The sequence below is a fragment of the Allorhizobium sonneratiae genome (genome assembly GCF_023700755.1).
Taxonomy (GTDB): Bacteria; Pseudomonadota; Alphaproteobacteria; order Rhizobiales; family Rhizobiaceae; genus Allorhizobium; species Allorhizobium sonneratiae.
In genome coordinates, this window is record NZ_JAMKOJ010000002.1 from 479,045 (window position 1) to 490,670 (window position 11,626).

The 11,626-nt window shown below is 57.6% G+C and carries 9 protein-coding genes; 5 read left to right on the plus strand and 4 right to left on the minus strand.

All coding sequences use genetic code 11. The features are described from left to right. The first annotated feature begins 36 nt into the window (after positions 1-36). Both rpsA and NAC44_RS05245 read left to right on the plus strand, forming a co-directional pair. Positions 37-1,740 (plus strand): 30S ribosomal protein S1, encoded by a 1,704-nt coding sequence (rpsA, locus tag NAC44_RS05240; RefSeq protein ID WP_250938561.1) that lies wholly within the window; start codon positions 37-39, stop codon positions 1,738-1,740. A gap of 360 nt (positions 1,741-2,100) precedes the next feature. Then, positions 2,101-4,167: a hypothetical protein gene (locus NAC44_RS05245; RefSeq protein WP_250938563.1), complete on the plus strand. Its 2,067-nt coding sequence runs from the start codon at positions 2,101-2,103 to the stop codon at positions 4,165-4,167. A gap of 4 nt (positions 4,168-4,171) precedes the next feature. On the opposite strand, the gene NAC44_RS05250 is transcribed toward NAC44_RS05245, so the two are convergent. Then, entirely contained in the window at positions 4,172-5,125 is a 954-nt protein-coding gene (locus NAC44_RS05250; RefSeq protein ID WP_250938565.1) for an AEC family transporter, read from the minus strand. Between the two features lie 298 nt (positions 5,126-5,423). On the opposite strand from NAC44_RS05250, the gene NAC44_RS05255 reads away from it, so the two are divergent. From NAC44_RS05255 to NAC44_RS05265, 3 genes are all read left to right on the plus strand, one after another. Beyond that, positions 5,424-5,774 carry an ArsC family reductase gene (locus NAC44_RS05255; protein ID WP_250938567.1) on the plus strand — a complete coding sequence of 117 codons (351 nt, stop codon included), beginning with the start codon at positions 5,424-5,426 and terminating at the stop codon, positions 5,772-5,774. Between the two features lie 9 nt (positions 5,775-5,783). Continuing rightward, positions 5,784-6,257: a Cys-tRNA(Pro) deacylase gene (ybaK, locus tag NAC44_RS05260; protein WP_250938569.1), complete on the plus strand. Its 474-nt coding sequence runs from the start codon at positions 5,784-5,786 to the stop codon at positions 6,255-6,257. 312 nt (positions 6,258-6,569) lie between these two features. After that, positions 6,570-7,322, plus strand: coding sequence for an alpha/beta fold hydrolase (locus NAC44_RS05265; RefSeq protein ID WP_250938571.1), 753 nt, complete (start codon positions 6,570-6,572; stop codon positions 7,320-7,322). A gap of 284 nt (positions 7,323-7,606) precedes the next feature. Here the strand turns inward: NAC44_RS05265 and NAC44_RS05270 are convergent, their stop codons facing one another. The 3 genes from NAC44_RS05270 to ftsZ form a co-directional block, all read right to left on the minus strand. Then, positions 7,607-8,176: a DUF992 domain-containing protein gene (locus NAC44_RS05270; protein ID WP_250938573.1), complete on the minus strand. Its 570-nt coding sequence runs from the start codon at positions 8,174-8,176 to the stop codon at positions 7,607-7,609. 511 nt (positions 8,177-8,687) lie between these two features. Continuing rightward, on the minus strand, positions 8,688-10,508 hold the full coding sequence (lepA, locus tag NAC44_RS05275; protein WP_250938575.1) for a translation elongation factor 4: 1,821 nt from the start codon (positions 10,506-10,508) through the stop codon (positions 8,688-8,690). An 85-nt stretch (positions 10,509-10,593) separates the two neighbouring features. Continuing rightward, positions 10,594-11,538 (minus strand): cell division protein FtsZ, encoded by a 945-nt coding sequence (gene ftsZ / locus NAC44_RS05280; RefSeq protein WP_420839884.1) that lies wholly within the window; start codon positions 11,536-11,538, stop codon positions 10,594-10,596. Positions 11,539-11,626 lie beyond the last annotated feature (88 nt).

An 11,626-nucleotide genomic window follows, 5' to 3' on the forward strand; every position in this document is an offset into this window, starting at 1 on the left:
CGCACGCATCCTTTGAAGGATGCATCAGGAGTTATCATGTCTGTTTCTACCCCGACGCGGGACGATTTCGCGGCCCTGCTGGAAGAGTCCTTCGCCAAGTCCGATCTGGCCGAAGGCTATGTTGCCAAGGGCATCATCACGGCCATCGAGAAGGACGTCGCCATTGTTGACGTTGGTCTCAAGGTCGAAGGCCGCGTTCCGCTGAAGGAATTCGGTGCCAGGGCCAAGGATGGCGCGCTGAAGATCGGCGACGAAGTCGAAGTTTATGTCGAGCGCATCGAAAACGCTCTCGGCGAAGCCGTTCTGTCGCGCGAAAAGGCTCGCCGCGAAGAAAGCTGGATCAAGCTCGAAGCCAAGTTCGAAGCCGGCGAGCGCGTTGAAGGCGTTATCTTCAACCAGGTCAAGGGTGGCTTCACGGTCGATCTCGACGGCGCTGTTGCCTTCCTGCCGCGTTCGCAGGTCGATATCCGTCCGATCCGCGACGTGACCCCGCTGATGCACAACCCGCAGCCCTTCGAAATCCTCAAGATGGACAAGCGCCGTGGCAACATCGTTGTCTCGCGCCGTACGGTTCTCGAAGAAAGCCGCGCCGAGCAGCGTTCTGAAATCGTTCAGAACCTCGAAGAAGGTCAGGTTGTTGAAGGCGTTGTCAAGAACATCACCGATTACGGTGCGTTCGTTGACCTCGGCGGCATTGACGGCCTGCTGCACGTCACCGACATGGCATGGCGCCGCGTCAACCATCCGTCGGAAATCCTGAACATCGGCCAGACGGTCAAGGTTCAGATCATCCGCATCAACCAGGAAACCCACCGCATCTCGCTCGGCATGAAGCAGCTCGAGTCGGATCCGTGGGATGGCATCGCTGCCAAGTACCCGGTTGGCAAGAAGATCTCCGGCACCGTGACCAACATCACCGATTACGGTGCATTCGTTGAGCTGGAGCCGGGCATTGAAGGCCTGATCCACATCTCCGAAATGTCCTGGACGAAGAAGAACGTTCACCCCGGCAAGATCCTGTCCACCAGCCAGGAAGTTGACGTGGTCGTTCTCGAAGTCGATCCGTCCAAGCGCCGTATCTCGCTTGGCCTGAAGCAGACGCTTGAAAATCCGTGGCAGGCCTTTGCCTACAGCCATCCGGCTGGCACGGAAGTGGAAGGCGAGGTCAAGAACAAGACCGAATTCGGTCTGTTCATCGGTCTTGAAGGCGATGTCGACGGCATGGTTCACCTGTCGGATCTCGACTGGAACCGTCCGGGCGAGCAGGTCATCGAAGAATACAACAAGGGCGATGTCGTCAAGGCTGTCGTTCTCGATGTAGACGTAGACAAGGAACGTATCTCGCTCGGCATCAAGCAGCTTGGCCGCGATAGCGTTGGCGAAGCAGCCCAGTCCGGCGACCTGCGCAAGAACGCCGTCGTTTCGGCTGAAATCATTGGCGTCAATGATGGCGGCATCGAAGTGAAGCTGGTGAACCACGAAGACCTCGTGACCTTCATCCGCCGCGCCGACCTGTCGCGTGACCGTGACGAACAGCGTCCTGAGCGCTTCTCGGTCGGTCAGGTTGTCGATGCCCGCGTCGTCAACTTCTCCAAGAAGGACCGCAAGGTTATGCTGTCGATCAAGGCTCTCGAGATCGCAGAAGAGAAGGAAGCCGTCGCCCAGTTCGGTTCCTCCGATTCGGGTGCGTCGCTCGGCGACATTCTCGGTGCAGCTCTGAAGAACCGCACCGGCGAATAATCGCCAGACACCCTTTTGGGACAAGGCCGCCGGAGTATCCCTCCGGCGGCTTTTTTATTAACCGTTGTTTTTGCGATTTTACTATTTGTTAACGCTATTCTCTCATTCTTCTCTCTAAGCCGATTCGCTTGCCTGTGTGGGTATAGAGCGCCTCAACGGCAGGCATTAGCAGCGCATCTCTTCCAGCATTTCACTGTTTCACGGAAACACTGAAATGCTCTAACTCTCTGTTTTTACGCATTTCCAGACGGAAAACCGCTATACACTTTTCCGGGAAATGCTCTCGTGTTCAGTCCGGCCCGCATGAGCGGTGTCCATTAACCCTTATCCTCCATCAGGCTGCATTTGAGAGGGATCGCCATGCTGCCTCCCGTTCAGACCCAATCGCGCGCTACTCCGATCCAGCAGGATGGACAGGCAGGCGGCGCTGACGCCCGCTCCGCAGCGATGTTTCCGGTCAATGGCCTGATCCGTGTGGATCAGGAAAACGCCTCGGCGATTGCCGGACGAATCAACGATCTGATGCTGAACGGACGGGGCAGTATCCAGAGTGATCTCGCCACCATTGCTGATCTGGCAGGCCCGGCGATTGGCCTTGTCCGGCAACCGGGAGAAAGCGACAGTGCTTTTACCACCCGCTTCATCACCGCTCTGGCCGATCTGAAACCGGGCGACAGGCTTGCCCTTCAGACCAGTCTTGCCAATGCGATGAAGGGTCTGCAACTGGATATGCTATTGCAGATCCTGAGCAATCCCGAGGGGCCTGAGGCAGCGTTGCTGTCGGCCGCCATGGATATTCTGCGCAACAATCGCGGCGATCTCAAAACGCAGTCGGTTGTGCTGTCCTATAGCCAGAATGATGCCGCACCGGTGAAAACGTCACAACTTGGCGGACAAGGCACCCCACTCTCCCCGACAGGAGAGATGTCTCCTGCTGCTTCTCCCGCAGGTGCGACCGTCGACGCTGAAACATCTGCTGCCGTCATACTGTCACGGCCATCGGCGCCGACGAGCGTTCCACAGGAGAGCATCGGCCCCTCTCCCGCCACTCTGGCCTCTTCTGCCAGCCCATCCATGGGCCTTGAGCCCGGCTCCGGCGCGCCGGAAGGTTCGGGGACGACTCCAGCTCTTACAGCGCCTTCCGCGAGCAACAGATTGCAGGATGCTTCTGCCCTAAACCCTGCCAGTAGCTTGACCGCAAACATTGGCCCAACGACGCTGGCAAACGCTGCACCAGAGCCCGCAATGCCGTCCATAGATGGACAAAAGCCATGGCCGCTGTCTGTGGCCAACCCAAATGCCCAAGCCGCAGCGCCAGCCGCCCCCCTTCAACAGCAAGGGGAAACCGCCGTGCCGCTTGCTGCCGCCACGGCAACGCAACAGGCCACCATTGCCGGCGTGCATCAGAGCCTTGCTGCCGCATCGCAAAACAGCGCCCAACCCGTTAATCGACCAACCGTGGCGGCAACGTCTGGGCCTTCGCAACAACTTCCAATCGGTTGGACTGAAGAACCGCAATCTACCGTATCCGGCGACAGGAATGCGCTCCACACATCAAGGATGGATGCCAACCCCGGCGCGGTCACGCCTCAGCCGAAGGATGGGCAGATCCCCGCGACCGATAAAGGAGCAGAGCCCCTCTCGCATCGACCATCCGCAGCCATAGAGGAAAACGACCAGCAGAACCGGGCACTCGAAGCACAATCGGCCCTATTACTGATGACGGCGGCTGCAACGATCAATCAGCTTGTCGATGTATTAAAGCCTGCCGAGCACAACACTGCCGCAGAAACAGCCCTCTTCCGCCAGGTGTTTTTCCAGACGCCAGAGACGATAACGCAGCCAGACAGTCTGGCGGATCAGACGGACACAGCCCATGATGCGGCCAATCCGGCACGCTCCCCCTCCTCCAGCACCGGATCGGTGCTGCCGCAAGACGCATATGCAGAAGAGGGTTCTACTGCACAGACCTCTGCGGTCAGAAACCAGCAGCTTGTCCTGTCCGTGGCTGCGTCACAGCAGCCCAATACCTCTGTGATCGTGCAGACCGCTCTGCCGCTGGGCGTACCCTTGCCGGTGGTGAGCTATCTGGCCGTTCAGGACGAGATCGACAAGGACAGGCCCCATACGATTGATGCCATTGACGCACTTGGCGATGACGAAGACGACGAGCGCGGGCAGAAGCAACAGGATCGTCAGCAGCAACAGCCTGACGATGCGCCGCAGGGTGAACCAGACGACACCAGAAATGAGGAAGGCGTTTATGCCATCGTCGATCTCTTCGGGCAGGATGGCCAAAGCATTGTGACAATGGAAGCAGCCGATACACCCCCTTTGGCGGCAGAGACACTCTCCCTGCCATCACCGGCGCATGAGGAAGCCTTTCCTGCCGAAAACCTTTATCGCCGCATGGCCGATCTGGCGTAGGCGGTCAACCGCCCAATCCCAGAAGAAAGGCCCAGAAGGTAACAGACAGGACGCCAAAGGCTGTCGTCAGGGTGATTGTCGATGCCGCCAGTTCGTGACCGATACCGAAACGGTTGGCAATCAGCCAGGCATTGATGCCGGTCGGCACCGAGGCAGTCAGCACCATGGCCTGGGCCCAGGTGCCGGTAAGACCAACGATATGACAGCCGACCCAGACACAGGCGGGCAGGCAGAACAGTTTCAGGCCGCTGGTCAGCATGGCGATACCGGCATTGCCTGAGACGTGATAGCGCGTCAACGCCATGCCGAGCGACATGAGCGCCAGAGGTCCCGCCATGCCGGAAATCTGGGAGAGCACGCTTTCAATCGGCGACGGAACAGGCACGCCACTTTCATGCACAACAAGGCCGAGAAGAAGGCCGATGACCAGCGGATTGGTGAGGAGATTGCGGCCGACCTGCAACAGGACAGCACCGAGACCACGGGCATGTCCGCCAGTTTCCCGCCGTTCTGCATTTTCCATCATCACCGTGCCGATCACCATCATCAAGGGCAAATGCACCACCAGCAGAATGGACACGGCCACCAGACCGTCATTGCCGAGAACCCGGCTGATCAGCGGCAATCCAATAAAGACATTGTTGGCGAAAGAAGAAGACACGCCTGCCAGCACCCCGATCCGCCGGTCGCGGCCGAACAACCGTGTGGCCAGCAGATGGCCGATCGTCCACGTGATAAGGATCCCGAAGAAATAGGCACTCCACAGACGCAAAGGCGATGCCGTGCCGAAATTGGCCGTGGTGATGGTGTGGAACATCAAAACCGGCACTGCGACCTTGAAAACGAAGTCACCCAATTGCGGGCCGAGTTCACTTTTGACGAACCCGATTTTGACGACGGCCCATCCCGTCAGAATCAAAAGAAAAATCGGCAGAACGTCGAAAACGATGGCAAGCATGAAACTGGCTTTGCTGGAAGGGGAAAGATGGGCGTGTCAGTCTCTTATAAACGTCGTCCGGATGCCGATGCAATGCAAAGGAGAGATTTCCTGAGGGTACGGCTTGCGTGACCTTCTGGTTTTACGAGACCCTCGAGCAGCTAATCAAACGCAGATGCGATTCCGTCAGCATAATTTTCTCCTTATAACGATTCCGATTCAGGGAATTATGCAGTAGAGCATCATGGAAATGGTACAGCGTCCTATGTGCGTTTTCTGAAGCATAGGGTGGTTTGATGAAGCGAAAAAGGCTGATCCCATGGCAGTGACGATTTACGGCATCAAGGCGTGTGACACGATGAAAAAAGCCCGGCTCTGGCTGGAATCGGCGGGCGTGGATTCCAGCTTTCACGACTATAAATCGCAAGCAATAGACAGACCGCATCTGGAGACATGGGCCGACAAGGCCGGATGGGAGACGCTGCTCAACCGATCGGGCACCACGTTCCGCAAACTATCGGAGGATGCTCGCGCCGACCTGAACCGCGACAAGGCCATTTCCCTGATGCTGTCGCAACCCTCGATGATCAAGCGCCCAGTTCTGGAACGGGACGGTGACCTGCTGGTCGGCTTCAAGCCGGAACAATACGCCGCCTTCTTTGCAAAGTGAGCCACGGTCATGGCAAAGACAACCCGCGCCACCCAGGCCCTGACCAAGGCAGGCCTTGCCTTCAGCCTGCATGAATATGCCTACGATCCCAATGCCGAGCGCATCGGATTGCAGGCAGCGGAAGCCATTGGAGAGGAGCCGCGCCGGGTGCTGAAAACTCTGATGGTCGAGCTGGATGGCAAGCCGGTCTGTGCCGTCATTCCGTCCGACTGCGAGGTCAGCATGAAGAAACTGGCTGCGGCCCTTGGCGGCAAACACGCCACCATGATGAAGCCGCAGGCCGCGGAAAAGCTGACCGGCTATGTCGTTGGCGGCATCAGTCCTTTCGGCCAGAAAAAACAGGTGCCAACGGTCATTGAAATCACCGCACTCAATGAGCCGCATATCTATGTCAACGGAGGCCAGAGAGGCTTGCAGATCAGGGTCGATCCCAAGACAGCCTGCGAGGCGCTCAGCGCCATTGCCGCTGCGGTGATTGCCTGACAGGGCGTTTCTTCCCTGCTGCATCTTCTGTTTCATCAAACGCATGATGCAGTAAGAGTCGGTTTAGCGTGAGGGAGAAATCATACTGCTGCATAATTAATACTGTAACTGGAAAAGCCTGCAACTGGCCCGAAGCGGCCCGAGAGCATCGGCCGAGAAACTCTGATTTTTACGACTTACATTCCTGTTGAAATTCAGGTGCGAGAGATATTTTGCAAGTGTTGAGATGTACGCGACGCTCGCTGGCAAGGCCGGAGCCAGTGGTATATGAAGAGGGGATGACCTAATGCCTCTCATGAACGGACTTTAGTAATGACTTTTTCAGATGCTCCGATTGTTCTTGTGCATGGTCTGTTTGGAAGCTTAGACGATTCTAAAATAATATCTGCTTTCGGCGATAGGGAAATCCATGTGCCTGACTTGATCGGCTATGGGCAATACCAGGACAGCAATGTCGAAAATCTAACTCTCAACGATCAGGCAAATCATGTCGCGGCGTATATCCGTCGCCTTGGAGGCACGAAGGTGCACCTCTGCGGCCACTCTGTTGGCGGCGCGGTGTCCGCGCTGGTCTGCGCACTTTACCCCGAGCTCGTCGCCTCCTTCACCAGTATAGAAGGCAATTTTACGCTGAAGGATGCTTTCTGGTCCCGACAGATTGCCGAGAAGCCGGCATCAGAAGTCGTCTCGATCATCAAAAGCTACAAGGACGATCCCGATGCCTGGATTGCCGCCGCCGGAGTGCCGATATCTCCGTGGACCTCGGCGCTGGCAAAACATTGGCTGTCCAATCAGCCCGCGTCCACCATCAAGGCGCAGGCAAAAGCGGTCGTCACCGCAACCGGTCGCGACGATTATCTCTCAGGTATCCGCAGCCTGATGTCCTCGTCAACTCCCGTTTACCTGATTGCCGGTGCACGCTCAGCCGGCGGATGGAATGTTCCAGATTGGGCGAACAGCGCTTGTTCCATGCGGGTGAACATTCCAAATGTCGGCCACCTCATGATGGCGGAAGACCCCATGCTGTTTGCCAAGTCGGTGCTGACCTGCCTAGCCTACAGGTAAGACGATCCTCTGTTTCCATGACGTTTGCGACGTCGCCGAATAGGGAGTTTCGCCATGGTCGCAATGACCGATTCTGGCGCAAAGTTTCCAAATATGAGCTATCCCAAATGAACTAGAGCAGTTCCAGGAAAAGTGTGAAACGGTTTTCCGTCCGGAAATACGAAGAAACAAAGAGTTAGAGAGCTTCGGTGTTTCCGTGAAACACTGAACCGCTCTAAGCCTGAACCGCCCCCAGTAGATCACACTGAAAAAGGCCGGGTTTAACCCGGCCTTTTAAATCTCGATCAGTATTTATGATGCAGGCGCTTGCCGTGATGATAGGGATGGTGCGGTTCAAGCGGCGGACCATTGTCCAGCGACTTCGGTGTTGCCGGCGGGATATAGGCGAGATTCATTGAGGTGATGGTGGCGCCGAGATTGATACCAAGCGTGCTTTCAAGCGCAATCGGCTGCAAGGCCACGGAGCCGTGGAAGCCGCCGAACAGCGTGTTGATCGCACCGCCGAAGCCGAGAGCGGCATTGGCACTGGTGCCGCCATAGTCACCCTGCAAAGCGCCTTCCATCAGCTTGCTCGGCGCATAAACGGCCCAGGCAAGATTGCCGCGCTGGACATAGCCGAGATCGATGCCGAATTTGGAAAGCGTGCCCTGATAATATTCACGAGGGCCGCCATTGGTCGGCTTGAAAGTGCACTTCAATTCGCGATTGGAACCGATCACGGCGCTGATGCCCGGGCTCATTTCGCAGTTCAACATCCCAACCTCGACATTGGAGGCGTTTGCGCTGGTTGCCGCAAACGGCAGAGCCAACGCCGAAACAGCGGCCAAGGCAGACAGTTTTGAGAGTAACGACATGGTATTCTCCCTTATCATTGCCAGATGATCGACCGGCTCAGATAAACCGCACGATAATCCAGCTCTTTTGTTTGTCGCGTCAGGAGTGCCGAAAACCCGGTAACCACTTTTTCGCCCGACGCTCTCACTCTTTGTTCTTACGCATTTCCGGACGGAAAACCGCTAAGCCGTTTTCCTGAAAATGCTCAAGAGTTTGTCAGGGAAAAGTGGAAACCGGTTTTCCCGAAAAGACAAACGCAAACACACAATTCATCTTCTGCCTGATTCAACCTGAACCCGACAGATTTCGTATGCGATCCAGCCTAAAGCTCAGATTTTGGCAAGATCGTGCCGCTTTATAAAAGCTTGAGAAAAATATTTGTTCCGGCTTTTGTACTTTTCAAGACGCGCAAAAAAACGTGATGGCAAAGCAAGTTGGCCCTCTCTGCCAAAACAGCAGGATAGCGGTGCATGTCTGACGATTGTCACGTGGCGGGCGCAGCCTGTCTGCGGCGAAGAACCGCAGTCAGGCTTATTCGTCGTTCATCTTCAGCGCGGCGATGAAGGCTTCCTGCGGGATTTCGACCTTGCCGAACTGGCGCATCCGCTTCTTGCCTTCCTTCTGCTTGTCCAGAAGCTTGCGTTTGCGGGTGGCGTCGCCACCATAACACTTGGCCGTCACGTCCTTGCGCAGGGCCCGCACCGTTTCGCGGGCAATCACCTTGCCGCCGATGGCGGCCTGGATCGGGATCTGGAACATGTGCGGCGGAATGAGTTCCTTCAGTTTTTCGCACATGCCGCGGCCGCGCCGATCCGCTGCCGAGCGGTGCACCAGCATGGAGAGCGCATCGACCGGATCGCCATTGACGAGGATCGACATCTTGACCAGATCGCCGGCACGATAATCCATGATGTTGTAGTCGAAGGAGGCATAGCCCTTGGAGATCGACTTCAGCCGGTCGTAGAAATCGAACACCACTTCGTTGAGCGGCAATTCATAGGTCAGCATGGCGCGGTTGCCGACATAGGTCAGCTCCGTCTGAATGCCGCGCCGGTCCTGACAGAGTTTCAGGATGCCGCCGAGATATTCGTCCGGCGTCATGATCGTTGCCTTGATCCACGGTTCGCGGATCTCGTCGATCTTGACCACGTCCGGCATGTCGGCGGGATTGTGCAGTTCCTTTTCCGTGCCGTCAGTCAGCGTCATCTGGTAGACGACGGAAGGTGCCGTGGCGACGAGATCGAGATTGAACTCGCGCTCCAGCCGCTCCTGAATAATTTCCAGATGCAGAAGGCCCAGAAAGCCGCAGCGGAAGCCGAAGCCAAGGGCTGCTGACGATTCCATTTCAAAGGAGAAAGACGCATCGTTGAGGCGCAGCTTGCCCATGGCAGCGCGCAGATCCTCGAAATCGGCGGCATCAACCGGGAAGAGACCGCAGAACACCACCGGCTGGGCCGGCTTGAAGCCGGGCAGCGCCTTGTCGGTCGGGCGCTTGTCATCGGTAATCGTATCGCCCACGCGGGTATCGGCCACTTCCTTGATCGAAGCGGTGATGAAGCCGATTTCGCCCGGGCCGAGACTGTCCACATTGAGCATTTTCGGGGTCAGCACGCCGACGCGCTCGACACCGTATTTCGCGCCTGTGCCCATCATGCGGATCTGCTGGCCTTTGGACAGAACGCCGTCGATGACGCGCACCAGAACCATGACGCCGAGATAGGTGTCGTACCAGCTGTCGACGAGCAGCGCCTTGAGCGGCGCCTTTTCATCGCCGGTTTTCGGCGCAGGCAGCTTATGGACGATGGCTTCCAGCACATCGGGAATGCCAAGGCCGGTCTTAGCCGAAATCAGCACGGCTTCGGAAGCATCGATGCCGATCACTTCCTCGATCTGCGTCTTGATTCGGTCCGGCTCGGCAGCGGGCAGATCCACCTTGTTGAGCACGGTGACCAGTTCGTGATTGTTGTCGATGGCCTGATAGACATTGGCCAGCGTCTGGGCTTCCACGCCTTGCGAAGCGTCCACCACCAGAAGCGAGCCCTCGCAGGCGCTGAGCGAGCGCGAGACTTCATAGGCAAAGTCGACATGGCCGGGCGTATCGATCAGGTTCAGCACATAGGTGTCGCCGTCATTGGCCTTGTAGTGCAGACGCACGGTCTGAGCCTTGATGGTGATGCCGCGCTCACGCTCGATATCCATGCTGTCGAGCACCTGCTCCGACATTTCGCGTTCGGCCAGACCGCCGCAGGTCTGGATCAGGCGGTCGGCCAGCGTCGATTTCCCGTGGTCGATATGCGCCACGATGGAAAAGTTGCGGATATGGTCAAGTAACGTACGGTTCTGTGTGCTCATGGGCTGCGCATATAGCAGTCACCCCGTATCCCGCCTAGAGGGAATACAGGGCTTTGAAAACTATTTCGATGGATGTTGCGGGCCATCAGGCCTTCGGTGGAACGTCGCCGAGACCCGTGGCCACGACCGAGACGCGGAAAGTGCCATCGAGCTCCTTGTCGAAGATCGCCCCGACGACGATATCGGCCTCATCATAGACCTCGTCGCGGATGCGGGTCGCGGCTTCGTCCACCTCGAACAGCGTCATGTCCATGCCGCCGGAAATCGAGATCAGCACACCGCGTGCACCACGCATCGACACTTCGTCGAGCAACGGATTGGCAATCGCCGCTTCCGCCGCCTTCATGGCGCGGCCGTCGCCGGTCGCCTCGCCGGTGCCCATCATGGCGCGGCCCATACCCTTCATCACCGATTTGACATCGGCGAAGTCGAGATTGATCAGACCTTCCTTGACGATCAGGTCGGTGATGCAGGAAACGCCAGAGAAGAGCACCTTGTCGGCGATGACGAAAGCATCGGCAAAGGTGGTCTTGGCGTCGGCAATGCGGAACAGATTCTGGTTCGGGATGACGATGACCGTGTCTGCCGCCTGACGCAGGTTTTCAATGCCCTCATCGGCCGCCAACATCCGGCGACGGCCTTCAAAACTGAAGGGTTTGGTGACGACGCCGACCGTCAGAATACCTGCCTCGCGCGCCGCGCGCGCAATCACCGGTGCAGCACCCGTGCCGGTGCCGCCGCCCATGCCCGCCGTGACGAAGCACATATGGGTTCCCGCGAGATGGTCCATCACCTCGTCGAGCGATTCGGTTGCCGCAAGGCGCCCGGTTTCAGGAATGGAGCCGGCACCGAGGCCCTGCGTCATTTCCGCGCCAAGCTGAATGAGGCGCGGGGCTTTCGACATGGTCAGCGCCTGCGCATCCGTGTTGGCTGCGATGAAATCCACGCCTTGCAGGCCCTCGGAAATCATGTTGTTGACCGCATTGCCGCCGCCGCCGCCAACACCGATCACGGTAATTTTGGGCCGCATTTCCTCAATTTGCGGTTTCCTGATGTCGACCACATACATCTCCTTGACGTCTGGCGGTTGCTCTCACCGCTGCGAATCATACTCTCTC